The organism is Pseudomonas sp. G3-19 (assembly GCF_054855875.1).
Genome location: NZ_JBMPIQ010000003.1, coordinates 1371667 through 1396871, shown reverse-complemented (window position 1 = coordinate 1396871; position 25205 = coordinate 1371667). Strand labels below are relative to the sequence as shown.

The 25205-nt window shown below is 56.0% G+C and carries 22 protein-coding genes and 1 pseudogene; 14 read left to right on the top strand and 9 right to left on the bottom strand.

Annotated features, from left to right (window positions below):
• Positions 1–217 precede the first annotated feature (217 nt).
• Positions 218–979: a S24 family peptidase gene (locus ACOYXI_RS06400; protein ID WP_103367201.1), complete on the bottom strand. Its 762-nt coding sequence runs from the start codon at positions 977–979 to the stop codon at positions 218–220.
• 101 nt (positions 980–1080) lie between these two features.
• Between ACOYXI_RS06400 and ACOYXI_RS06395 the strand changes: the two genes are divergently transcribed.
• From ACOYXI_RS06395 to ACOYXI_RS06370, 6 genes are all read left to right on the top strand, one after another.
• Positions 1081–1332, top strand: a complete 252-nt coding sequence (locus ACOYXI_RS06395) for a transcriptional regulator (RefSeq protein WP_103366962.1) — start codon at positions 1081–1083, stop codon at positions 1330–1332.
• Positions 1333–1651: 319 nt separating this feature from the next.
• A complete protein-coding gene (locus ACOYXI_RS06390) occupies positions 1652–2170 on the top strand; it encodes a phage regulatory CII family protein (RefSeq protein ID WP_009049401.1) in 519 nt (172 codons plus the stop codon).
• Entirely contained in the window at positions 2163–2387 is a 225-nt protein-coding gene (locus ACOYXI_RS06385) for a TraR/DksA family transcriptional regulator (protein ID WP_103367202.1), read from the top strand. Before ACOYXI_RS06390 ends, ACOYXI_RS06385 begins: the two co-directional genes overlap by 8 nt.
• Positions 2377–4596: a VapE domain-containing protein gene (locus ACOYXI_RS06380; protein ID WP_461674564.1), complete on the top strand. Its 2220-nt coding sequence runs from the start codon at positions 2377–2379 to the stop codon at positions 4594–4596. Before ACOYXI_RS06385 ends, ACOYXI_RS06380 begins: the two co-directional genes overlap by 11 nt.
• Positions 4589–4948 carry a PA0613 family protein gene (locus ACOYXI_RS06375; RefSeq protein ID WP_461674563.1) on the top strand — a complete coding sequence of 120 codons (360 nt, stop codon included), beginning with the start codon at positions 4589–4591 and terminating at the stop codon, positions 4946–4948. The genes ACOYXI_RS06380 and ACOYXI_RS06375 overlap by 8 nt, the downstream gene beginning before the upstream one ends.
• Positions 4949–5477: 529 nt before the next feature.
• On the top strand, positions 5478–5810 hold the full coding sequence (locus tag ACOYXI_RS06370; protein WP_461674562.1) for a phage holin family protein: 333 nt from the start codon (positions 5478–5480) through the stop codon (positions 5808–5810).
• A gap of 484 nt (positions 5811–6294) precedes the next feature.
• Here ACOYXI_RS06370 and ACOYXI_RS06365 read toward each other — a convergent pair whose 3' ends face one another.
• The 3 genes from ACOYXI_RS06365 to ACOYXI_RS06355 all read right to left on the bottom strand — a co-directional run bounded on the left by ACOYXI_RS06365 (position 6295) and on the right by ACOYXI_RS06355 (position 10366).
• The gene (locus ACOYXI_RS06365) at positions 6295–8745 is read right to left on the bottom strand and encodes a fimbria/pilus outer membrane usher protein (RefSeq protein ID WP_461675553.1); all 2451 of its coding nucleotides are present in this window, start codon (positions 8743–8745) and stop codon (positions 6295–6297) included.
• A 197-nt stretch (positions 8746–8942) separates the two neighbouring features.
• Positions 8943–9692 (bottom strand): fimbrial biogenesis chaperone, encoded by a 750-nt coding sequence (locus tag ACOYXI_RS06360; RefSeq protein WP_461674561.1) that lies wholly within the window; start codon positions 9690–9692, stop codon positions 8943–8945.
• Between the two features lie 68 nt (positions 9693–9760).
• On the bottom strand, positions 9761–10366 hold the full coding sequence (locus tag ACOYXI_RS06355) for a fimbrial protein (protein WP_461674560.1): 606 nt from the start codon (positions 10364–10366) through the stop codon (positions 9761–9763).
• A gap of 327 nt (positions 10367–10693) precedes the next feature.
• Between ACOYXI_RS06355 and ACOYXI_RS06350 the strand changes: the two genes are divergently transcribed.
• The 6 genes from ACOYXI_RS06350 to ACOYXI_RS06325 all read left to right on the top strand — a co-directional run bounded on the left by ACOYXI_RS06350 (position 10694) and on the right by ACOYXI_RS06325 (position 19430).
• Positions 10694–11914 carry an EAL domain-containing response regulator gene (locus ACOYXI_RS06350; protein ID WP_461674559.1) on the top strand — a complete coding sequence of 407 codons (1221 nt, stop codon included), beginning with the start codon at positions 10694–10696 and terminating at the stop codon, positions 11912–11914.
• A 174-nt stretch (positions 11915–12088) separates the two neighbouring features.
• Positions 12089–12796, top strand: a complete 708-nt coding sequence (locus ACOYXI_RS06345; protein WP_461675552.1) for a response regulator — start codon at positions 12089–12091, stop codon at positions 12794–12796.
• Positions 12797–12803: 7 nt separating this feature from the next.
• Positions 12804–16436, top strand: coding sequence for a transporter substrate-binding domain-containing protein (locus ACOYXI_RS06340; protein ID WP_461674558.1), 3633 nt, complete (start codon positions 12804–12806; stop codon positions 16434–16436).
• A 102-nt stretch (positions 16437–16538) separates the two neighbouring features.
• Positions 16539–16916, top strand: a complete 378-nt coding sequence (locus tag ACOYXI_RS06335) for a type 1 fimbrial protein (RefSeq protein ID WP_461674557.1) — start codon at positions 16539–16541, stop codon at positions 16914–16916.
• A gap of 308 nt (positions 16917–17224) precedes the next feature.
• Positions 17225–17686 (top strand): hypothetical protein, encoded by a 462-nt coding sequence (locus tag ACOYXI_RS06330; RefSeq protein WP_461674556.1) that lies wholly within the window; start codon positions 17225–17227, stop codon positions 17684–17686.
• 115 nt (positions 17687–17801) lie between these two features.
• Positions 17802–19430, top strand: coding sequence for a methyl-accepting chemotaxis protein (locus tag ACOYXI_RS06325; RefSeq protein WP_461674555.1), 1629 nt, complete (start codon positions 17802–17804; stop codon positions 19428–19430).
• A 37-nt stretch (positions 19431–19467) separates the two neighbouring features.
• Here ACOYXI_RS06325 and ACOYXI_RS06320 read toward each other — a convergent pair whose 3' ends face one another.
• Positions 19468–20049, bottom strand: coding sequence for a hypothetical protein (locus ACOYXI_RS06320; protein WP_461674554.1), 582 nt, complete (start codon positions 20047–20049; stop codon positions 19468–19470).
• 306 nt (positions 20050–20355) lie between these two features.
• Between ACOYXI_RS06320 and ACOYXI_RS06315 the strand changes: the two genes are divergently transcribed.
• On the top strand, positions 20356–21312 hold the full coding sequence (locus ACOYXI_RS06315; protein ID WP_461674553.1) for a fimbrial protein: 957 nt from the start codon (positions 20356–20358) through the stop codon (positions 21310–21312).
• 49 nt (positions 21313–21361) lie between these two features.
• On the opposite strand, the pseudogene ACOYXI_RS06310 reads toward ACOYXI_RS06315, so the two are convergent.
• The 3 genes and pseudogenes from ACOYXI_RS06310 to ACOYXI_RS06300 all read right to left on the bottom strand — a co-directional run.
• Positions 21362–21646: pseudogene (locus ACOYXI_RS06310) on the bottom strand (response regulator); the annotation flags it as partial.
• Entirely contained in the window at positions 21580–21873 is a 294-nt protein-coding gene (locus ACOYXI_RS06305) for a hypothetical protein (RefSeq protein WP_461674552.1), read from the bottom strand. The gene ACOYXI_RS06305 and the pseudogene ACOYXI_RS06310, both read right to left, overlap by 67 nt.
• A gap of 105 nt (positions 21874–21978) precedes the next feature.
• Positions 21979–22452, bottom strand: coding sequence for a hypothetical protein (locus tag ACOYXI_RS06300; RefSeq protein WP_461675586.1), 474 nt, complete (start codon positions 22450–22452; stop codon positions 21979–21981).
• A gap of 444 nt (positions 22453–22896) precedes the next feature.
• Here ACOYXI_RS06300 and ACOYXI_RS06295 point away from each other — a divergent pair, with 444 nt between their 5' ends.
• Positions 22897–23181 carry a hypothetical protein gene (locus tag ACOYXI_RS06295; protein ID WP_461674551.1) on the top strand — a complete coding sequence of 95 codons (285 nt, stop codon included), beginning with the start codon at positions 22897–22899 and terminating at the stop codon, positions 23179–23181.
• Positions 23182–23493: 312 nt separating this feature from the next.
• Here ACOYXI_RS06295 and ACOYXI_RS06290 read toward each other — a convergent pair whose 3' ends face one another.
• Positions 23494–24453, bottom strand: coding sequence for a fimbrial protein (locus ACOYXI_RS06290; RefSeq protein WP_461674550.1), 960 nt, complete (start codon positions 24451–24453; stop codon positions 23494–23496).
• Positions 24454–25205: the final 752 nt, after the last annotated feature.

The following is a 25205-nucleotide window of genomic DNA, read 5'->3' as shown; positions in this document are numbered from 1 at the left end:
GCAGGAGGGCGACGTTTTTTGGAGGTTGTGATGCTTATAAAAGCGCAGCCACATTCTCGGGCCAGACGACGAACCTCGAAAATGCGGCAGGGGTCAGCGATGGTTGGGTGCAGATGAATCGTAGCTTTGGTATGCATGAATTTGCCTCGCTCTGTGGTCAAAGAGTGAGTGCAAATTAGCAACAGCTAATCTGTTTCGCAATAGCAAATGCTAAATTTCAGATCTCAAGATACTTTGAAGGCTTCAAAATAGCCCCTACGTAATGGATTTTCTCGACCAGCTTTTCTTCCAGGAAGATAGGAGGGTAGCTGTCGTTGATGCTATCGAACCGGAGTTGACCGTCCCGACGATAAATGAACTCTTTCACCATTGCCCTACCATCGGTGGTCCGCACGAGGACCTCATCGCCAGTCTGATAACCATGATTCGGCTCAATGAGCACAAACTCCCCGTTTTTGATGCGTGGATGCATGCTGCTTCCCACGACTTTCAAGCCATATGCATCGGGATCGGAACTGATAATTTCCAAGTATCCATCGCCATGACCTGGAGGATATTCAAGTGCGTCGAAGTAGCCATCGGTACCCAACATAGCCTTTCCTACTACGGGTACTGGTGCAGGGCGCCGGTGCTCGCTTGCTTCCCGCTCTTCCGCTGTTCTAAGGGCGGTTTCGTTGATGGTTGCATTGAAGAATGCGGGGTGGGGCAAAACTGGAGGCTTGAGGCCAAGAGCGATCCACGCGGCGGTGATTTGATGCTGGTCTTCGGCGGAGTAGGTTCCCGTCGTAAGCAAATCAGCAGGAATTGCGAGCTTTTTTGCAAGGTTCGTGGCAGCTCGGTCACCCAATGTCCGGTGCCCGTTCAGGATCTGAGAAATGTACGAAGCGTCCACATCGGCATGCGCTCCGGCAAAGTCCTTGAGTTGGTTTTCACCAATCAGGGCTTTAAGAATCGTGAGGCGTTTTTCGTAGATATTCATATAGGGAATCATCCGTGCTCCGTTAGCAAAATGTAAATTACGTTTTGCTATTGCGGATCGGATTAGCAGTTGCTAATCTTGTGTTGAATAGGGGGTTAGCAATGACGCTTCTCGAATACATAAAGATCCTAGACGACGCAAAGCTCAAGACCTTTGCCTCTCGATGTAATACCTCAGTCGGCCAATTAAAGCAGGTTGCTTATGGCAATCGTCGAGCGAACGCAGCTTTATCCATTTCGATTGATCGGCATAGCGGCAGTCGTGTGACGTGTGAGTCGTTAAGGCCAGACATTGATTGGCAATATCTGCGAATGCAGGCACCAGCTAATCACAGAGTAGAAAACGCTGCATAGAAAAAAGGCGACCCTAGGGTCGCCCAGTTTCTCCCGACAGCATCACCACAATGCGGTCGGGTTGCGATGTCAGCAGGCGAGCACACCACATGCCGCCGACCTTCATCGCGTTTCCAAGGCTCGGAAGCCTTGGTGTTGCTGCCGTTCTTACCACAGAGCTGGCAGCTGTTGCGCCAGGGGTGAACAACGGATTGTTCGCCCCGGCACGGTGCCGGTGTTGGTCTTACGAACCTAGCCGGCTTTGGGCCTCTCCAGACCACGCGGCAAATGTATCACCAACTTCTGTCGCGCGGCACTGGCAACTTTTAGGATTAATGCCATGAGCCGAATCGCTCTCAGTTCTCTGGAACGGGCGCAGCGGGAAATCCTGCCGCTCGATTTAGCGCTGTACCACGCTGCCCGCGATTATCCGGGCGGAGCTGCTGCCATCGCAGCCACCACCGGCCGTAACCCGACCACGCTGCAACACAAACTGTCGCCGACCCACCCGAGCCACTCCATCAACATTCAGGAGTTCGGTGAGATCCTCGAACTGACCAAGGACCGCCGCATTCTCGATGCGGTGCATGCGCTGGTCGGTGACACGATCTGGCAGGAGTTGGCGGACACCTACACCAACGACATGCCCGAGACCTTGACCACAGGGATTGCTGAATACTTCCGTCAGGTCGCGGATCTGGCCGAAACCTGGGCCAAAAGCATCGGCGACGGTGTGGTGACTGATCAGGAACTGGCTGCGATTCGCCTGCAGGTGTTCCGGGGCATTCAAGGGCTGCTGGGGTTGTTCAACCGCGCCACCTACGTCAACCAGACGACGCGAGGTGCTGACCGTGGCTGACATCGCCGATTTCGCCAACGACTTGGTGCAGGAACGCATCGATCAGGCCATGGCGGCGCGCAGCGCTGCCAAAGCAGAAAGTGTTGCCCATTCCTTGCTGTTCTGTGAAGTCTGTGACGATCCGATCCCGGAAGCGCGCCGCTTGGCCCAACCGGGTTGCTCGCAGTGCATCAGCTGCCAGTCCCTCTCTGAGCGGGGGATTCAGCATGCTCGATGAGGTATTGGGGCAATTCGCCGATTACGGTCTGGAGCCAGCGCAGCCGCTGGTGTTCGGCAAGCTGACCCGCTGCAAGACAGCGCAGGACAAGGGCAAGGAAAAGAACGGCTGGTACGTGGTCTACGAGCAGCGCACGGAGAAGGGCGACACGCTGATCTTCGGCGCTTTCGGTGACTGGCGTTCGGGCGAGACACAGAAGATCAAGGTCAAGGCCGGTCGCATGTCGCCGGAAGAGCGCGAAGTGATGCGCGCCCGCCAGGAAGAAGCCAAACGCCGCGCCGCCGAAATCGCGAACAACGCTGCGCGGCGGGCCGCGAAAAGGGCGCAGGGTTTGTTCGAGCGCATGCCGACCACCGGGCGCAGCGACTACCTGGACCGCAAGCAGATCGTTGGTATCAATGTGCGTTACGCGCCACGCACCGGCGCCGTGTTGGTCCCAATGAAGAACGCCCGTGATCAGATCATGGGCCTTCAGGTGATCTTCCCGAACAAGCAAGAAGACACCGGCCGAGACAAATCCTATTGGCCCTACGGCATGGCGAAGGAGGGCACCTTCCACCTGCTCGGCCCGCATCCGGTACCGGGCGAACCGGTGCTGGTCTGTGAGGGCTACGCCACCGGCGCCAGCCTGCACATGGCGACGTCGCTCGCCGTGGCCGTGGCCTTCGATGCGGGCAACCTGTTGGCCGTGTGCAAGGTCATGCGTGAGCGCTTTGCCGGCTGCCCGCTGATCATCTGCCGCGATGACGACTGGAAGACCACCAAGCCCAACGGCGATGCCTGGAACCCTGGCGAGGAGAAAGCGAGCAATGCTGCGTTGATCGTCGGTGCCCAGGTCGTTGCGCCGATCTTCTCTGTCGAGCGTCATGACAAGTGGACCGACTTCAACGACCTGCACGTCGCTGAAGGCCTCGACGCGGTTCGCCGTCAGGTGCTGGCCGTGGTCCGCCCGCCGGCCGCCGGTGGCTGGAAAGATCAACTGGCCCGCAGTGAAAGCGGCGCCTTGATCGCGCACATGCAGAACGTCGAACTGATCCTCGCTCACGACGAGCGCTGGGCCGGGGTGATCAGCTACTGCGCTTTCAGCTCGAAGATCGTCAAGCTGCGTGCGGCGCCTTATGGCGGTGGCACCGGGGAGTGGGCCGACATCGACGACGTGCGCGTCATGAAGTGGCTCGCGCAGCAGTACAACCTGCGTGTGAAATCCTCGCACGTGATCGAAGCGGTCAGCGTCGTGGCCCACGACCACGCGTTTCACCCGGTGCGTGAGTACCTGAAAAAACTCGAATGGGATCGCGTGCCGCGCCTGGAGCGTTGGTTGACCGATGTCATGGGGGTGAAAGCAACCGACTACACCTCCAAGGTCGGCAAGCGCTGGATGATCTCGGCCGTGGCGCGGGTGATGAAACCCGGCTGCAAGGCTGACTCGGTGATGATCCTCGAAGGTGTACAAGGCGCCGGTAAGTCGACCGCCATGAGCGTGCTCGGCGGTGAGTGGTTCATGGACACGCCGTTTGCCCTTGGCGACAAGGACGGCTTTCAGGCGATACGTGGCAAGTGGATCGTCGAGCTGGGCGAGCTGGACAGCTTCAACAAGGCCGAGAGCACCAAGGCCAAGCAGTTCTTCTCCGCGTCGACCGACACCTACCGCGAAAGCTATGGCCGCAGAACCCTGGACGTGCCACGCCAGTGTGTGTTCGTCGGTACCACCAACCAGGACGAGTACCTCAAGGACGCCACCGGCAACCGTCGCTATTGGCCGGTGGCCTGTACCAAGGTCGATGTGGCGTTGCTGCGCGAGATCCGCGACCAGCTGTGGGCCGAAGCAATGTTCTGTTTTGAGGCCGGCGATCTCTGGTGGGTCACGCGAGAGGAAGCGCCGATGTTCAGCGAGGAGCAGGACGAACGCTTTGTGGTGGACGAATGGGAAACGCCCATCCTGACCTGGCTCGAAGAGTCGCAGATCGGCGAGACCACCACCGGCAGTGAGGTGATGAGTCAGGCGCTCAAACTCGATCCGGGTCATTGGGGCAAACCGGAGCAGATGCGCGTGGGTGCGATTCTGCATCGACTGGGGTGGCGACGGTTCCGTTTGGGTGCCTTGAGCAAGAGCGGCCAGCGGCCTTGGGCGTACAAGAAACCTGAGGGTTGGGGCAGGGCGCCTGCGCTGGAACAACCTGAGTTCGAGGAGCCGTGCTTCGATGATTAAGGCAATCGATATGGCCCTCAAGCAATGGGCGCAGGAGCTGCACAGCGACGAGGTCGCCGCCGGTTACTCGGGCGGCAACATGGTCGCGATGATGATGGAAAGCGGTGGCCAGCTTGTGCGCGGAAGGCGCGGGAGCAGGGTGCCGCTGGAAGCCTCACTGGACATCGAGCGCATCGTCAAGAAACGCCTTGATCCCGAGCTGATGACGGTGGTCCGGGTGCATTACTTTCAGCCTGATGCGCCTTTGACTGCGCGTCTGGCTCAGAGTGGCTGCACCCGTAATCTCTACTACCAGCGCCTGCATGACGCTCACATCGTGGTCGAGCACTTCCTCATGGGGGAAGCGGCTTGATCGTGGGCATCCCTCCGTCTCACGCCGTCCTACCGGCCTGCCTCCGTCCCACCGCTTTTTACAGTGGTGAGACGGGCGCAGGCCGCGTAGTTGTTGGGCTGTCCCACCGTCCCACCTTTTTCATGCCTCCCGCCCGTGTGTGCGTAGCGGGTACAGGTACGCGCGTTTACGCGCACGCGTGCTTTTTAAATTTCTCTCTATACACGAGAAAAGAGAAAGAAAAGTAGGACGGTGGGGCAAAGCCCCGACCTGCGGGGCTTTCAGACGTCCCACCTTGTTTTAGAGAGGTGGGACGCATGGGACGCCAGAAAGCAAAAGCCAGCCGGGTTGAGATATTCACCGACATTCGCCAGCCGTTCACCGGACGTAAGCCACACATTCACCGGATGGCATTAAAACGGTCTTGCTGCCACCAGAATCGACCTGTAAAAAGGGGCCATCTTCGATGGGTGCGACCGCAAAGCGCGGCAGGCAACCCACCACCTGACCCGGCCAATGCGCCGGGTCTTTTTGTTTAAGGGGTAGGGCAATGACGAACGAGCAACAGGCACTGGCAGAGATGCCGATCTGGTTGGTGATTGCCCTGTCATTGGTTGGTGGTGTGTCTGGCGAGATGTGGCGCGCCGACAAGGACGGGGCGCGAGGCTGGGCCTTACTGCGCCGCCTCGCACTTCGATCCGGTGCCTGCATCGTCTGCGGCGTGTCAGCGATGATGTTGCTGTTCGGTGCAGGCCTGTCGATCTGGACAGCGGGCGCTCTGGGTTGCCTGACCGCAATGGCCGGCGCGGATGTCGCCATCGGCTTGTACGAACGCTGGGTCGCCAAGCGGCCGGACCTGAGTGAGGCCGAGCCGAAGGCATGAACCGGGCAGGCCGGATGGGGCGCCGATTTTTACGGGTCCTCCCCAAGGGCCGCCCCCTACACGGGTTATCGAACTCGCGGAATCTCTCTAGCTGAAACCTGCGCAGGGATGTCCGTCTTTCCAAAGGGATGGGGGCAGGGCATGGCACTCGGATGCCGGTTCGACCGGCCCGGGCGGGCAGACCCGCCGGGGACCCTGGGGATTTCCAAAGGACACGGGGTCGGAAACCCGCGGGATCGTGTTAGTGGAAGGCCCGCCAGCTTACTGAAATTTCAATCATTGAAATCTTGAAAGGATTCATTGAAAAGATGCTGAAAGCGGGCTGATGAGCGCAGTCAGTTACCTCTCCTAAGTGCCTGGCCGCGCGCATCCGACGGACCTGTGAAATCAATAAATGTACCTGTGTACCGTAAAAAAAAATAATAGTTGTGGTGTTAATAGACTCTCCTTAACAAGCATTCCTTTGACTGACTTTGGTCGTGCTTTATGATGGGCAATTCAGCTTGTACTGCTCATAGTTTAAACCTTCAGTCTTTTCTGGAAGCTTGTACGGAACGGGACAACTCTTCCCCTGCCACTTGATGGTGATGACACCGTGATCTTTCGTAATCAATGCCAAGGCTTTACCAGTTGGATCAGACAATGCCAGCTGTTTGCCTTCGCTATCCAATAGAACTGCGCCGAATGGAATCGGCTGACCGATGGCATCGAACAGTTCAAACTGGACACGTCTGCCTTTGCTTCCTTCGAATCGCGCAAGAACTACCGAACCACGTCTTGGCACTAGTTGCTGAGTGGCGTTATCCAGCTCTATTTCACCCCCCAGATTTCGTGTATCAAGCGTTACCCAGTTGACTCGATACGGTTGTGCGTTAGGCAAAACTGCGTAGCCGTTCAGGCCGGTTTTCACACCTGAATAGCTGCTGATTTCAACGCCCGATATGCCGGGCACTTCCACGAGGCCGAACGTTTCACCGACAGTCTGGCCCATATTGATGCCGCCGGCATGAGCCACGATCGATCCGGCTGCACTCAGATTCTGCGACTCATAGCCGCTGCCTCGGTTGTAGCCGAAGCCCAGGTCGCCCATCGATGTACGGGTACTAAGACTGAGTGAGCCAGAGCGTTCGCCCTGGACGTTGCGTCCGGTCTGCACGGAGTAGTAGGTGTCGCTGTCTTCGGTAAGGTAACCGTTGATCCCGGCTTGCGTGCTGGTACCAGCGTTCTGATGGTTACTTGAAACGTAGGCACGCGGTGCGCGCGGTGTCGATCCGAGCGGGAAGGAAATTGAAACGCTCAATTGCGTGTCGTTGGTGGTGTTACCGCGTGCGCCGAATTCCTGGGTTTTGCTCAGGCTGATGTTGTAGTTCAGGTCGCGCCAATTATTGTTGTAGCCGGCGGAAAAGCTGCGCGATCCACCGCGATCCCAGTAACGTTGATCACTGGCATTCAAGTACAGCGAGCCGAACTGGCGCGCTTCGCCCAAGGTCTGGTTTACCGTAAGGTCGGTACGGGTTTTGGCGTTGCCCGCGCGCCGCGTAGCACCTGCGCTGGTGTCCTGCACATGGTCGGTCAACGTGCGGTAACCCTCAGTCGAATAACGATAGGCGGCGAGGGTGAAGCTGGTATCGGTACCGGTGAAGGTCTTTGCATAGAGCGCGCGCACGCTGCTGCCCTGGGTGGTTTTGCCAAATGCCTTGCTGGACGATTGCGTAACGTCCAGGGACATCGCGCCAATCGACGTGTTCTTCGCCGCACCGACGGAAAGCGCCTTGAAGCCGTTGCTCGCCTGAATGCCGGCAATGCCCGTCAGATTGCTGGTCAAGCCGTAGGCGAAAGTGCCGCTAAGGAAAGCCGGTTTGTCATAGCCCTCGCTGTTGTTGTTGAATTTGCCGCTCGAGAGGCTGTACTTCAGTTGCCCCTCACGCACCATCGTCGGCAGGGCGGAGAACGCCTGCCGGGTAACCTTGCGCCGACCATCCGCTTCGACAATGGTGATCTCTAGATCACCGTTGGAGCCCGATGGATAGATATCACTAATCTCGAACGGACCCGGCGGTACATTGGTGGTGTAAAGAATGTAGTTATCCTGGCGAACCTCGATCTTCGCATTGGTCTCCGCCACGCCACGAATGATCGGCGCATAGCCGCGCTCACTATCTGCACGCATGCCCTCATCAGACGCCACCTTCACGCCTTGGTAGCGCACGCTGTCGAACAGATCCGAATCGGAGAAGATTTCGCCCGCGCTCATTTGCCCCTTGATCGCGGTAAGGTCGCGCTGGATGAAAGTGCGATTGCTGACGAAGCGATTGGGCTGGCCGGTGGAGCTGCTCAAGTTGGATTCGTTGCGCAAACGCCAGGCACCGAAGTTGATGCCGTTGCGCAACCCCAGGTTATTGGAGATTTGCGTGGCGTAATCGGTTTTGCTGCGGGTGCTGCTCAACTGGTAGTTGATGAAACCGGCGGCGACACCTTGGTCCCAAAGCTCTGGATCTACATAGCCGCGCATGCCACGCGCCATGGCGACCTGCGGCACGCTGATGTTGAGGCGCAGGCGGTTGGCATCGAAGCTGAGACTGGCTTGCTCGATCATCGCAGGCAGGTCGTAGTGATCGGCAGGGTGTTGCTCGTCAAGCAGACCTTGCTCATGCAGTTTGCGCATGTCCACACCCAGCTGCTGCAACACATCCAGGGTAATGCGTGGCTCGACTTTGCCGTTGACTGGGTTAGCCACGAAATCAATATCGCGACGACCGACCAGCGTGCCGTTGCTGAATACGTCAACGCGGTATTGGCCTGGCAGGACGCTGTTGGCACTCAACAAGGGTTGCAGATCGACTGCCGATGAACCTTCAAGAAACAATGTATTGAAAGTTTCATCCGCTATTGCAGCCGGGTCTTCAGCGGCCACGGCGAATCCACAAATGGCCATGTTAATGGCAAAGCACAATGGATGCAGGCAGCCCAACGCCGTTTTGCTTTTCTGACGCGCAACGTGATGCTTAACACAAGTTGAATATGTGTGGTGTTGGGAGGAAAACATACAATTTGCCTTATCAGTCCGTGTTGCTTCAACCGGAGTTCGGAACTTGTGAATAGCTTGTAAGTTGGCAGGCTGGGGAGGCGAAGTTACTGGGCGGAGGAATCTTTCACGCGCTCGGCATGACTTTCGGTAACGCTGAGTGGTGCATCAAATCGTTGTTGTGCGCCGTAATCGTTAATTGCTGAAAAACTCAAACGCGAAGAACCGGCTGGCAGCTCTTTCAGATTGAACGAACGGACTTCGCCTGGAACGATCATTGTCGAATCAATCACCAGTTCCGTCTTTTTTCCAGCAGCGATTTTCAGATCTGCCAGCGATACGTGGTAATTGCTCTGGTTTTTCACTTTCAGCACTGACTTGCCAGCCTGTGTAACCAACTGCCATGCAAGTTGCTCCGGCGCCTTCGCGGCGTCACCGGTAAGTCCGTCCGGGCGGAAGAAAACCTTGATGCGCTGGCGTACCGCCAATTGCAGGGTGTTGACATCTGCAGCACTGGCCTGAGGGATTTCCTGAACGTTCAGCCATACCACCGACTCTTTGTCCGCAGGCATGCCGCGGCCTTCATAAAGAATCCTCAACAATTGCTGTTGATTGGCTTCAAGTTTGGCCAGCGGTGGGGTTACCGCAAAAGGCGGCGCGCTACCAGCCGTGTCGCCGGCATCCAGCCACGATTGCGCCAGAATGGTTTGCCCGCCGTTGCGCACAGTGACGTTCGCTTCTTTGTGCGCGCCTTCAAAAATGATCCGGGTGGAACTCAAGGAAATGCTGGCGAATGCCGAGTGCGTCATCAACACTCCTGCAAGTCCCAGGCAAAGCGGAAAATAGCGACTTAACATAGTGTTCACCGATTAATTCAGGGCGGAAGGACAGGGCGCAGCGGCCCCGTCCAGGTATTGCGCGCTGCTTATTCGTATTCGAGAACGAACGGCAGAGTGGCGTTACCGGTACCTGCAGTGGCGGTGGTCTTGTCGCCGGTAGTGACGTAAGCGGCTGCGAACGACAGGGTGCCGTCGCCGCCAGTGGTTGCGTCGCCAGTCAGGTTGGTCTGCACTTTGGCAGTGGCTTCGGAGCTCAAGTCGATCAACTGGCCATTGCTATCCAGCAGAGCGATACCAACACCTTTGGCCGCGTCTGCACCCTGCAGCTTGAGAACTTTCTTGCCATCAACCAGACCCGAACCGCCGTTGACGGTTGGTTTGAACAGCATCGAAACCTTTGTGCCGGCGTTGCAGTTCACTTTCAGGTTGAAATCGTTGGCAGCTACACGACCGGCGCCCGGGGCAGAGTCAGTGCCCATGTCTTTGATCGAAACGTTGCCCATGTCCACGGCGATCATCTTGTCTTTACCCGAAGCGCCATCTACCGAGCAGGCGTCGTTATTGATAACGCCGGTGAAGCTGATTTGACCGCTGCCGCCCTTTACAGCTTTGGCGGCTTCTTCCGCAGCTTGTGCGCCGGTAGAGGCAGCCAGTACGGAAAGAGTGAGTAGTGCGAAAGCGAACTTTTTCATGTTTATATCCGAAGTTGTTGTGAAAGTGCTGCATTGAAATGCCAGGCCATGTTAGGTCGATGCCCATTGCAGGTCTTTGAGATTTGTCTTAAAGCGTGGCAAGTGCGATCACCCCAGTAATATCGCTAAAAGCGTAACCTCCATTTTATTACTAATTATTGTGGCGAACTAATTAAGACAATTCTCAATGTTGCGCAGCTGCGCGCTGTTTACTATTCGCTGATGCAGAAATTCTCAGTCAATGCAAAGTTCGTGAGCGGGCATCCTGCTTGGTAGTTGATCCAGGTTTCCCACTGTTAATGGCTGATAGAAAGAGGTTCTCGGCTGGTGAACACGCTTCGTATATTGGTATTGGAAGATCACGCCTTCCAGCGCACGGCAGCGGTCAGTGCGCTTAATAGTCTGGGTTATAAAAATATCGTCCAGGCGGCTGACGGCAAGGATGCGCTGGCTGTCATATCCCAGGCAGGGAGCGTGGATGTTGCGTTGTGTGATTTGAGTATGCCTGGGATGGATGGTCTGACGTTTTTGCGTCTGGCGAGAGAAGCGGGGTTGATTCGCGCGGTGATCATCTGCAGTTCATTGCCTGAAGACTTGCTGCGCACGGTTGACCGGATTGTCACGTTGCAGGGGCTGGAATTGCTTGGCAGTGTCGGCAAGCCGCTCATGGTCGATGTGCTGGGGCCATTGCTGGCGCGCTATCGGCCTCAAAGCCAGGTCGATACCAAGGTCGCGGAAAGTCATCTCGATCAGCCTTCGGAGAGCGAAGTGCTTGAAGCGATACGCCGTCAGGAATTTCGCGCCTACTTCCAACCCAAGTTTCATCTGCGCAGTGGTGAGGTGGATGGTGCCGAGGTGCTGGTGCGATGGCAGAGCCCCAGTCGCGGCTTGCTTTCGCCAGGTATGTTCTTGCCGACGATCGAGCGTTGCGGGCTGCTCGATGAAATGTTTTTCAGCCTGCTCACGCAAGGTTTGAGTCTGCAGCGCTTCGTCCAGTCTCACGGCAAGCCGTTCAAGCTGGCGTTCAATCTCGACGTGACGCAGATGGCCAATCCGAATCTTGTCGACCGGATCAAGGCGCTGTTGCGCATCCACGGCGCCTCGCCGGCCGGGCTCATATTCGAACTGACCGAAACCGGTCTGCTGCAGATGCCCGAGATCAGCATGGAAAACATGGTGCGTCTGCGTATGCTCGGCTTCAGTCTGGCGATCGATGATTTCGGTGTCGGCTATTCTTCGCTGGAGCGCCTGTGTCAGATGCCGTTCAACGAAATCAAACTCGACGCCGGCTTCGTGCAGAATTTCCACCAGGCGCGCTACAGCGCGGTCATCCACGGTGCCTTGGCCTTGGCGCGGGAGTTGGACATGCGCGTGGTCGCAGAAGGCATTGAAACCGCAGATCAGGTTCATCATTTGGCGCAACTCGGTTGTCAGTGGGGGCAGGGCTTCTTCTATGCTCGCCCGATGAATTGGGCGCATTTGGTCGACTGGCGTTTCGAGGGCCAGAAATCGTCCTGGCGGCGCGCCATAGGCACCTCCGAACGTTAATGCGAGCGGGCATTCTGGCATTTGGGACAAAGCCCTATTTCGTCGCGCCTTTAAAACACTCATGATGTGCCGAGAATTCAATCATATGCACCTGAGTGCTTCGGTGATGCCCGGGATTTGCTGCGGTTGCCAAGTGCTGATGGTTCTCCAATCCTACTCATCATGGAGCTGTTCATGCATTGGTCAGTCGTGAATCCGTTACGCGTTGCTATCCTTGATGATCATTCGCTCATACGTCTGGCGATGAAATCGCGGCTGATCCGCGAGGCCGAGTTCAGTGTCGTCGGCGTATACGGGAGCAGCGCGCAGTTGCTCGCCGGGTTGCGCGAGGTCGACATCGACCTGCTGATCCTTGACTACAAGCTGCACGATGGGGAACTGGATGGGCTTAATCTGATCCGTCTGCTGCGCAAGCAATATCCGAGCATGCGCATTCTCGTCTCATCTTCCGAAGAGCGCCCGGCGGTGGTGAACATGGCGATCGGGGCGGGCGTCAGCGGATTCTTCGGCAAGTCCCAGTCGGTCGATGACCTCATCACTGCCATCCGCAGTGCAGCGTCCGGCCAGTTGTACCTGTCGCAGGCAATGGCCTTCGAGCTTGATGTGCTGCCCGCGTCGGTCATTGAGCCGGCGGGCGCCAGTGATGACGGCGCGGCGCACAGTGACGATTTCCTCAGTAATCCTTTGCTGTCGCCAAAAGAGAAAGAAGTCTTGCGCTGCTGTCTCGAAGGTATGGGGGTGACGCAGATTGCCTTGAAGTTCTCCCGTAGTCGCAAAACCATCAGTGGGCAAAAACAGGCCGCTTTCAAAAAGCTTGGCATTCGCGGTGATGCTGAGCTGTTCAAGTTGCAGCACAGTCTGACAGCCGACAACCAGGGATAACTTGCTTATGTTTCATCTGTTGCGCGGTGTTTTGCTAGTCAGTGTGCTTTTCGTGTTTGGTAGCGGGTCGTTGTGGGCAGCAGAGCCGCGCACTCTGCAGGTGTTTGGTCGATCGGACTGCAAGGAGCTGCAAGTCGATCTGGCCAATGAAGACTGGAGTTGGCTGCGGCAGAAGCGCAGCTTGGTATTGGGCTCGGCGCTCCCGGATTTCCCGCCTTATGTCATGACCGCCAGCGGTACGCGTTATGAAGGGATTGCCGCCGATATCGCCTGCATCATCGGTCAGGCTCTGCACGTTGAAATTACCGTCAAAGCTTACCCCGACCGGCGTGACGCCATAGCCGCACTCGAGCGCGGTGAGATTGACTTGTTGGGCAGCTCCAACAGTTTCGAATTGATCGATGGCCTCGTCACGCTGAGCAAACCTTATGTCGACGACGTGCCGGCGATGTTCATGCGCGGCGATGATCGTCGACCGATGCCGGCCAATCTGGCCGGTTTGCGTATTGCGGTTGCCGACGATTACCTGCCCTCCAGTCAATTGCACGGGTTATACCCCAATGCCGAGTTCGTGCTTTTTCCATCGAACGAGTTGGCACTGGCTGCGCTGGCTTTTGGCAAGGTCGACCTGTTTCTCGGTGATACGGTGTCGAGCAATTACCTGATCAATCTCAACTACTTCAACTATGTGCGCTTGCACTCTTTTGTCAAAACCCAAACCAGCGGTTTCAGTTTTGCCTTGCGCCGGGGCAACGACCAATTGCTGCGTCTGGTCGACTCGACACTCGAATCGCTGGGTGATGCGAAGATTGCCGAAATCACCAAGCGTTGGTCCGGCGGCGGCGGGGCGCTGACGCCCAAACGTATTGACCTGACACCGGGCGAAGCACGCTGGCTTGAGCTGCACCCGGTCGCGCGGTTCGTGGTCAATGACGATCAGGCGCCATTTGCGTTCTTTGATGGCGATGGCAACTTTGGCGGAATCGGCGCCGATCTGCTGGAACTGATTCAGCGGCGCACCGGTTTGCAGATCGATGTGAAGCGCACCGACAGTTTTTCCAACCTGAGCACGCGTCTGCTTGATGGCAGCGCCGATATCTCGCTGCTGACGCCAACCGTCTCGCGTGAAGTCGGTATGCGTTTCACTCACCCGTTTCTTGCCAGTCCCTTTGTGATCGTCACCACGAAGGACGCAGGCGCGCCTTCAAGCCTGCAGGAATTGCGCGGCAAGCGCGCCGCGGTCCCCGAAAGCTCGGCGGAGCGCGAGCTGCTCAAGGATTATCCCGACATCGAAATTGTCGACAGCGAAACAGTGCTGGGCGCGCTGGCTGACGTGAAAGACGGCCGGGCAGACGCGATGATTACCACGTTGCACAGTGCGCGTTATTACATCGCTCACATCTATAGCGACAGCTTGCGCATCTCCAACATCGTCGGCATGAACAAAGGCTTCCTCGCCTTCGCCGCGCGGCGCGCCGATACCGAACTGGTCAGCATTCTGAACAAGGCGCTGCTGAGCATTCCGCCAGATGAGCTGGACGTGATCCTCAATCGGTGGCGTCCCATTGCAGCATTTTCGGGATTGTCGTGGCGCGACTACAAGGAGCTGATCTACCAGATCAGCGCTGGCGCTTTCCTGATCATCCTCGGGTCGTTGGCATGGAATTTCTACATCCGCCGGCAGATCCGCGAACGCAGTCGTGCAGGGCGCGTGCTCGGCGATCAGCTGAAGTTCATGGGCGCGTTGATCAATGGCACGCCGCATCCTATCTATGTACGCGACCGGGAAGGTCGGCTCGTCACCTGCAATAACAATTATCTGCAGACGTTCGGCCTGTTGGAAAAGGACGTGATCGGCAAGACCGTGCTCGAAAGCGGCAAGCGCGATCGCCAGGAGGCGTTGCAATTTCACGACGACTACCTGCGCGTCATCGAGCAGGACGAACCTTACGAGGTGGATCGCACGTTGCATGTCGGTGATACGCGGTTGATCATTTATCACTGGATCCAGCCTTACCACGATACCGCGGGTGAAGTCAGAGGGGTGATCTGCGGCTGGATCGATATCAGCGAACGCCGTGAACTAATCGAGGAGTTGCGTTCGGCGAAAGAGCTGGCTGACGAGTCGAGCCGTGCCAAAACCACGTTTCTGGCGACCATGAGCCACGAGATCCGTACGCCGATGAGTGCCGTGATTGGCATGCTCGAACTTACCCTCAAGCGTGCCGAGCAGGGGCACTTCGATCGGCCGGCGATTGAGGTGGCGTATGACTCGGCAAAAGGCTTGCTGGAACTGATTGGCGATATTCTCGATGTGGTTCGCATCGAATCAGGCCATGTCAGCCTTTCGCCCAAGCGTGCCAATCTTCGCGAACTGGTCGAGTCCGTGGCGCGGGTGTTCGACGGCCTCGCCAGGCAGAAGAGCCTGGTGTTGAAGCTCGACATCGACGCCACTGTCGGCTGTGACGTGTTGGTTGATCCGATGCGCTTTCAGCAGGTGCTCTCGAACCTGGTGGGCAACGCGATCAAGTTTACCGACACCGGTCATGTCAGCGTCTCGATTCGCGGCCAACGCCTCGCTGACGAACGCCTGCAGGTCGACCTCAAGGTCGAGGACACCGGCATCGGCATTTCCAGTGCTGATCTGCAGAACCTGTTTCAGCCGTTTTCCCAAGCCAACCATGGTCCGTCCAACAGGGGCGGCACCGGTTTGGGGCTGGCGATCTCACGTTCGTTATGTGAACTGATGGGCGGGCAGCTAAACATTAACAGTACACTGGGCAAAGGCACATGCCTGGAAGTGTCGCTGTTCTTCAATATCCTCAGCCCGCTCGGCGGCAAGGTGCTGCCTGTTTCGGTTGTTCAGGACAAGCCGGTCCCGACACTCAGGATTCTCGTGGTCGATGATCAGAGCGCCAACCGGCTGTTGCTCACGCAGCAGCTGAGTTTCCTCGGCCAGGCGGTGCGTGATGCCGCCGACGGTGCCCAGGCATTGGCATTGTGGCGCTCAGAGCCGTTCGATATTGTGATTACGGACTGCAACATGCCGGTCATGAATGGCTATGAACTGGCCCGCACCATTCGCCAGGACGAACGCGACAGTGGTGGATCGCCGTGCATCGTGTTGGGCTTTACGGCCAACGCGCAGCCGGAAGAAAAAGTGAAATGCCGAGAGGCGGGAATGGATGACTGCCTGTTCAAACCGATCAGCCTCGGCACCTTGTCGACCATGCTTGCAGGCTGGGAGAAAAATGTCGAAATCGAGCCAGTTGAAAGCCCAACTGCTGCGAGTAGCAAGGAGTTGGGATCGATCCGCGAGCGTCTGGACGAGCTGACCGGAGGCGACCTCGACATGATGAAGGAACTCCTGCGTGAGGCGCTGTCGAGTTGTGAAAAGGATCTGGAGGAATTGCATTCGCTGATACCCGAAAGCGATCCCGGGCTGTTGGCTGACCTGGCACACCGGATCAAGGGGGCGGCGCGCATTGTTGCCGAACATCAGGTCATCGAGGCGTGTAACGAGCTTGAGGCCGAGTGCGAAGCGCCGGTCATCGATTCTCTGGATCTCAATCGCAGTGCATCGAAGCTGGAACATGCACAGTCTGATCTGATCAAGAAAATCAAAAGGGTCGAGTTATAAGCGTCTCGGCTCATGGCCCTGCTACTGGCCGCGCATCGAAGGGGGCATTAAAGATCATTTCGCAACGGGCGATACCTTGGTTAATAACCATGGAGTTTCGCGATGATCATTCGACGCCCTTTATTGATTGCCTGCCTTTGCCTGCTCGGTGTCGACACCGTCAGCGCAGCCCAGTCTGCGCTGGTCAGCGGAGTGATTCGCTTCAGCGGACAGATTGTCGAGACGAGTTGCATGGCGAGTGGCAGCAGCCATTTTTCTGTCGATCTGCTTGACTGCCCGCAGGCAAGCACCGGGCAGATCTTCACGGTAAAAAACGTCAGTGCGGCAGGGCGGGGTGAGCCGCGCCAGCAAGTATTCGTGAAAATGATTGCCGATACTCATGAACAGGAAAAATACTACGACCAGCGTTTGCTGCTGACGGACAACAAGGGCCACCAGATAACGACCGGTAACTACGTCGTGACGATGACGCTGCCTTGATGGCTTGGAAAGAATGAATCTGCGCCCCTTGTTACAAGGTTACTGACAAAAAGGGGCGTCACTAATGAGAATTGTCTGGTTCGTGCAGAACCGTCCCGCGCTTCAGGCTTGCCGCCACTCCCCTGCGTTGCAAAATCCCCCCTTCAACACTCTCTGAACCAGACCATGCGCCGCTGCCATGGACTGTCGTCCAGGTGTGGCTTTTCATTCGGCGAACCCTGCCGTCATTTTGAGACAAGTCTCATTTCGGTCAGGTGTGCCCTTGGCTATTTTCTTGAAAGGAAGAATGGAGCTGCCAAAGGTGTCCGATGTTTCTTGAAAATAACCGCAGTCGATCCTTGCGGATCCTGATCGCTGACAGTGATGTGCGCAGAGGCCGGTCGATCGAACAGCAGTTCAACAAGCTGGGCTGTCTCAGCGTATTGAACGTGTGTACCTATCGTGACCTGAGAGTCCTGACGTATTACTGCCCTCAACGGTTGAGCCTGGTCGTCGTCAATGCTCAGTTGCTCAGCGAAATGGCGATGGATCCGCTCGACTTTTTCGGGGAAAACCCGCTGATTCGTCATTTGCTGATCTTCAATCCCACCGAAGATCACCAGTGGTCGAAGACCTTCTTCAACCCGCATCCGCAGCGCTGGATGCGCCTGGTGTCGAAAATCGATCTGCCGCGATTGGCAGATTTTCTGATGCTGGCCGACCCGGCGCTCAAGGAACTCGCGGAGCCGGCCTCAACCGACCCATCGCATTCCTCGTGTGCCAACCGCTAGCTGCGGCATCTTCCCGCGATGATCCACGCAGGCGCTGAGGTGCTGCTGCCCAGCGCCTGCTTTGCTGCTCACTCGTTTGCCCCATTGTCTTGAATACACTCTAAGGTAAGGCATCATGCTGCTTCGTAAACTCAATCTCGCGCCGCGTTCGGCGCTGTGTTTTGGCTTGTTCTGTCTCATGATTATCGCGATCGGATTGATCGCCCTGCAGCAAGTCGATTTGCTCAACAAGGCAGAAACGTACGTCGAGACGACGATCGTGCCGAGTATCAAACTGCTCGGCCAACTGGACCGTGAGTTCGTCGAAATCAAGGGCAACAACGCCCGCTTGCGCAATCCCATCGAAACCCCCGAGCGCAAGGCGCAGGCCCTGATGGACATTCAGCAGTCCCGTCAGCTCATCAAGAAACATCAGCGAGCGCTCATTGAACTGCTGGCCACTGACGCTGGACGCGAGGCGTTCGAGGGGTTTGCCAAAGCGCAAAAGGTCAATGATCTGGCGCAGGACCAGTACCTTGAAACAGTGGCGAGCGGGCAGCTAGAGGCGGCCATCGCGCTGTCCAAGAGTCAGATGCGTGTTGCCTCGGATGGCGTACAAGTCGCACTCAAGAAGCTGATTGCACTCAACGAGATCGAAGCTTACGAAGCTGGCAAGCAGGCCGACAATGTCTATGAACACACGCTGTTGATTGTCAGTGTGTTCATTATCATTGCCATCGGTGCTTCGTTGGCTCTGGCCGTGTTGTATACCCGCAGCCTGACGGTGCCGATTGCAGGATCGCTGAGGGTGGCGGAATGCATCGCCGCCAACGATCTGAGCGAAACCATTGCGCTGGATGGCTCCGATGAGGCGGCGCAGATGCTGTCGTCATTGGCGGCGATGCAGACCAGCCTGCGCGATGCTCTCATCATGATCCGCGATTCGTCCACGCAGTTGGCGGAAACGTCGGAAGTCATGCACGGCGTCACGGAAGATATCTCGCGTATCACTCAGCGTCAGAGCCATGAAATCGAAATGGCCGCCACTGCCGTGACTGAAATGAGCGCAGCGGTGGAGCAGGTGGCAGACAATGCCGCATCGACCTCGCAACTGACCTCGGAATCCAGTGCCGCTGCCGTTGCCGGTCGTACCCGGGTCAGTGAAACGGTCGCAGCAATCAATCTGATGGTCTCCAGTGTGCACAGCACCTCGGCTGAGGTGCAGGCGCTATCGACCATGGCGAGCGATATCAGTAGCGTGCTGGACGTCATCCGCGAGGTTGCCGAACAAACCAATCTGCTTGCCTTGAACGCGGCGATCGAAGCGGCGCGGGCGGGGGAGGCGGGCAGAGGCTTTGCGGTGGTTGCGGACGAAGTCAGAGGGCTGGCCCAGCGTACGCAGAAATCGACCGAGGACATTGAATCGATGGTTAGCTCCATTCAGTCGGGGACCAGTCGTGCGGTTTCTTCAATGAGCCACACGCGGTCGCAGGCTGAAAGAACGCTCGAGATGGCCAATATCGCCGGTGAAGTGCTGACCGACATTACTGGCTCACTGAATCTCATCAATGAGCGAAATCTGCTGATGGCGACCGCTGCCGAAGAGCAGGCTCAGGTTGCGCGTGAAGTGGATCGCAGCCTGATCAGCATTCGCGACCTGTCCAGTGAAACCGCAGAAGGATCGAAACAGACGGCTGTTGCATCGGCGGAGCTCTCGCAGCTAGCGGCGTCGCTGAACAGATTGACCAAGGAATTCAAACTCTGACTGTGAACGTAAAGCCCTGGTCGCCAGGGCTTTTTTATCAGTGCTTGATTGGTGAAGTGAGGTCTTGCGCGTCGGGTGCAGAACTCTGAGCTGGCGATGCGGTTTGTGCTGTCAGCTGTTCAATACAGGTGGCGAGTTGTCTTTCATAGCTTTCGAGCACCGCTTCGGCTTCAGCCTCGCGCTCATCGCGCAAGCGGAAGAAATCGTCGCGACTGAGCTGGTCCGCGACGAGTCGGATATTTTGCTCGATGATCGCGCACAGTGAATCTTCATCCTCTAACGCGGCGCTGGTTTGGGCTGCGTGTTGACGGTTTTCAAGCTCGGCTTTAGCGGTCTCGGCAGCCTTCGCCTGTTCCTTGGTGCTAAGCAGGTCGGTTTCCAATGCCTGTTTTTGTTCTGCCAGGCGCTTCAGTTCTGCGCTCATCGACTGGATTGCATCGGCGCGTTGGGTGAGTTGGGCCTCCTGTTGTTGCACCACAGCCTTCAGTGGAAACAGTTCATTGAGTTGGTAGCCGGCGACCACAGTCATGGCGATTAGTGCCAGCGCCAGAATCGTCAGGCAGTAAATGGCGGCGTTGCTCTGGGGGGGCGGGCTGTTGAGGGTATCGAGTGCTCTCACGGAATCGGTTCTCCTATCAAGAGCAGTCAGTGTAATGATCTAAGTCCGCTGGGCCTTTAAGACGAGTCTTAAATTCGATATGCCTCACGGCGCGCGATGCTGAAGCGTGTAAGTTAAGTTTGTTATTTAATTGCTCATATAAAGCCATGAGAATTGTCTTGTTGTTGAATAATTAAAAGTTTTGCGCAAGCGTGTTTTTTTCATTATGGTCCTGTCCCGTTCGCGGTAGTTCTCCTGTCGAACATGTTCGCGCAGACGCCCCATCATTCAATTGTTTGCTAACAAGGCAGCTACAGAGAGAGTGTTATGAATTTTCTCCATATTTTAATTGTCGGGCTCTTGTATTCGCTATCGTTAAACGCAACGGCGGCGGTTTGCGAGTTTTATCCCAATCATTCCATGGGCAATCTTTATATTACCCTTCCGGCCACGATCTCGGTGCCGCAGGATACACCCATCGGCTCGGTTATCTATGAAAGCCCGATCGTGACCCTGGGTAGTATCCCCAGTTCGTTCAAGTGCTCTGGGGTGCACAATGAAGGTGTGCGCAATTCCAGGGGTGTCACCCAAGCAGGCGCGCAAACTTTGCCTCTTGGAAATACCGGGATCGGCTGGCAATGGGTTCGACCGCCATCGGGAAAAATATGGAAAGGCTTTCCTGGGGATAGTGACGTTGCTGGCAATTGGGGTTGGAGCAGCAGCCAGCACATGTTGCGCCTGATTAAGACGGGTAATCTAACCGGTGGTACGACGATAAACTCAGGCCAGTTGGGCAAATTTGTCGCTGCTGAGATCGAGCCTTTGGCAATTAATGTAACCGGCACGCGGGTCGTCTCACGGTCTTGCGAAACCCCCGATGTAAAAGTGGATATGGGTAGCTATACCCTGAGCGATTTTTTCCAGAACGGTGCCTATGGCAAGGATCATCTCTTCTACCTTGGTTTGAAAAACTGTCCTCCTGGAATCAATAACTTCAGGTTCTCCTTTTCGCCCACTGCGGGCAGCCCTGTGTGGGACGCCAATACGGGCGTGGTAAACCTGAACAGTAATTCCACTGCAAAAGGGTTGGCATTGCAGATGCGCTTCGGTGACAGAACGCAGCTCAAGCTGAATCAGAAGTACATAAGGAAAGCACCCACAGAGCAAGGCGGGAATGAATCCATAAACTTGCAAGCGCGCTTCGTGCGCATTGAACCTTCCAATGCACAAATGAAGCCGGGCGATGCAAATGCCGAAATTGCCTTCGTTGTTGAGTATCTATGAGCCCAGAAGCTTCTTCACTTCAGCCGCAATCACCGCATTGTAGAGCGGGTCGGGCGCCTCCCATCAGAATGATCGGCAGATATTTAACGGACTGCTGAGCACGCACGGCTTCAGCGAGCTCGAGGCCGTCCATGACCGGCCTCATGAAATCAGTGATGATCAAGGCCGGACATTATCGTTCCAGCACCTCGAGCGCTCTTCTGCAATTATTGGTAGTCGGCGTGGTGAGGCCTTCATCCTCCAGCGCAAAGCCTAGGATATCAGCAATCAGATATTCGTCCTCGACAACATAGCCTGCGTAGTGTTGTTGCGCAGTTCTCCCAGTGGAGTCCAGCGAAGGGCGCAGCGTTGATCGAACAGCACGAGAGGTAGTGCCCGCATTCCGGTACTGACATTTGCCGGGCGGCCCGGAATCCCCGACTTGTATCTGCAGCCTGTCAGCGCGGCGGTCGACGCAACGATCTCGCTGCTGTTTGTAGGTAGATCGATGCTGATGTCCTCGGGCAGATTGCCCAGTCCGACTTCTGCTTTGATGGTGACCCGGACGTGCAGCGACTCCACGACGCCGTTAACCTTCCGCGCTGGCAGTATCTGCCGCTGGACGCGTTGCACGGTGGTCAAAGCCGCCAAGCAGTCCATGGTGGGGCAATTGCCGGTCCTGGAAGGCTACGCGGCAGATAACTCGCTGCTGGAAGATTTGGCGGCGCTGGCAGCACGCAAGAGCACCCAGCAATAGGGACGGGACAAGCAACTGGCGAACGTAATATAGGCAACCCTGACGTCAGCATTCGCGCGCGGATTATCGGACCAGGCACCGCCGCCAACGAGGTAGTTCAGGTGCTGCTCTGACGCGAGCTGGCCGCTGTTCTGGCCAATCCGCTGCCGCTGAATCTGCGCCGTGTCGACCTGCGCGCACTGTTGGCCGAGGTCAACACGCAAACCGGCTTGCGATTTCTTTAGATCCCCACGGGGCTGTTCGACAGCTAATAGGGCAACCAGAGCGCCGTAGTCATGGCTTTTCCCGAGTTGCGACCAGGCGCGACGATAAACAATGGCGAGCGTACCACCACGGTGGCGCTCGCCAACGACCAGATGGCCCACCCGATGGGCGGCGTAATCCGCCGCGCTGTAGTGCGTCAACTCCCCGAACTCACCCGCGGCTAAGACCAGCCGCGTCTTGCCCGGGGTTACCGCCTTGGCCGACGCGCCGGCGGACGGCGGACTGTGCGACCACTTCCGTACCTGCTACGCCGTCGTAATCGAGGTGCTTAGCCCCGACGATAAACCATACCCAGTCATGCCGTCGCTCACTGGCGTTCCGTTACCGCTCCCCACCGGTGGCGAGGAAATGGGTATTTACGCCTTTCCCGAGGAAGGCACGGGGGGCTTCGCCTACCGCCTGCCGAACAAACCCGATTCAATTGATCTACACCGCACGGCCTAAGCATGCTGATGGTACTGAGAGGTGACCGGGTGTGTCAGCACAGCGAAGCCGGCCGTTAGCGCGTCGACACCGAGGGAAACTGGCTGCGTCAGACCGACCGCAAGATCCGTAACCAGGCAATCGAGCGCGAAGTCGAACCTTTGGACAAACGCGAGCAGTTTCAGAGCTACACGCAGACGGTCAATGACCGCTCGGCCGAGTTGGGGGGTGGTGTGAAAGCGATCAAGGCGCTGGGCGCGCTCAAGCTGATGACGGCGGTGGACGATCTGCACCAGGCGAGCGGTCGAGATATGGTCATGGTGGTGGAGCGAAAGCACAACGCCACGGTGGACGGCGATATGCAGGAACTGATTGAGGGAGGCGCCGAATCAACGCTGCCAAGGACGCAGCACCTGTTGGTACCGAAGAACTGGATTGGGGCGTAATCGATTAACCTATCTGAGATTGTTTGCGATATGCTTGAATTAACTGAGAATATTAAAATTCAAATCGAACATCGTGTCACGCCAACATCGAACAGTGCGGGGATTTTACTTCATATGCGTCGCGAGCTTTAACGCTCTAAGTGGAACTAAAAAAAATTGTAGCCGAAGCCTGCGGCGTTGATAAAGTGAATGATATTCATGATTACTTAATACAATGCATAACTTCAGAGGCGGCACTGTCAGACAATGCTGTGACTAAAACTTAAATAAACTACCTGTTTTTTTTGACCGTCATACCGTAAAGTCTCCCGGTCATAGATATTCAATTTCAAAACTCAATTCAGAGTTGGCTGTCCCGGGCTTTAACTCCTCATTTTGTATGCGATAGTATGCGGCAGTCATTGGGATTTCAAAATTCCCTCCTCTTGAATCATAGCCCTCATAACCCTCTAGGGTGGTGCCGTCAACTACGGCTGGTCGCCCATTGGAATGTTTTATCTGGATGCCAAAACCCTTAGCCGAGGAGCTTGCATTCAAACGGATGACACCGTTTCGGTAATCGTAAGTCTCGCCGACTCTCAGGAAGCGATAACTTATTTTCTTAAAACCTGCTGGGCAATCAGTCAATTTTATGCCGAAAGTTACAGGGTCCGAAGTGCTTCCCGGTGTCATCCCAATTGCACTGAGCGTGTAAGAGCCCATTCGAACAGTAATATCTGGCGTCTTACAGGACGGTAGAACGACAATTGATTCGTTAACAACCATTGTGAACGGAAATAATGGGTAGTCTTTGTATCTGCCTAATATTCCCGCTGGAACCTTTGCGTCTGACTTTATAGCACCTATTTTGACTATTTTTAAACCGTGGGTTGTCGCGCCAAAACTATAAAGCGTGCCATTGGGTGTTGCACTCAATCTTCCTGCGGGATATTGCCTCAATCTCGTTCCTTGGTAATGCCATTCCCATGCTAATCCGGTATCTCCTATGGGAAAAGTTCCGGATGCTACGTTTTGACCACGTGCGTCCACTGCGCCGTAATAAAAATCAGCAGTGCATGTCATGTCATTACCTGAATTCGCCGCGATCGTTTGCTCGGAAGTGTACAGGACGGTGCCGTTGGGAGCATCTGCTGGAATAGAGAGTGTGCTTGGCAAAGTGAAGTTAAGAATTTGTGGGCCTTGACCTTTGTTGTAAGTGCAGTTTGCGAGTGCACTTTTGCTGACGACAGATAAAAAAAATATTGCCAAGGTCGTAAGGGTAGAGTTTTTCATATAAGGCTCCCGTTGCATTGATATTTGTTTCGGCCTAATGATTATGGTTGGGGGAGGGGGTAATGTATACGAGAATTGTCTTAATTCCCATTGTCCAAAGGGTTGCATGTAACATTTAAGGATGATTAATTGCAAAATAGTAATTGTCTGTTTTCGGGTCTGTCCAAGGTGTCAATGGCTGTGACCTGTTGAAAATTAGCCCTCATCGCTGTTCATTCTGTCCTGCAAAGTTCTGTATACATTACTCTTCGAGACAGCGCAGGTTTGGATACGCTGAAGCCGAATGACCGCGATAAGTGGTTAGAAACGTACGAAAACCTTATGGATTATCCAATAACCAGCTCAACAACTTTATGGCGTTGTTCGACTAACTATTTGATAAAGAATCCGGAATAGAAAGGGAGTTGACAAGCAAGCTAGATGGGTACAGAAAAATTTTATACATCTTAATAACGATGGACCGTCAAACGGACTCAGATATATTCTTGACGCAATTGGTGAGCAGCATCTGCGATGGATGGGGATCCGACACGCAGCAAGGGGATTTTTTCTATGGGGAGCGACAATCCCATCGGTCTAACGCGCTCTGCCAGCGCTACACGCGAGAAGCCTAAGGAGTTAGCTGATACCTAACATTAGGTTTCAGCCGACGTACCTGCTTCGCCGCTAGTTTCTTAGGCCCGCGAGAACCCCTTGCTGCCCTTCGCGAGAGGCAGCTTTTGGCCGTTAGCTGCCGCTAACGCAGGACCACT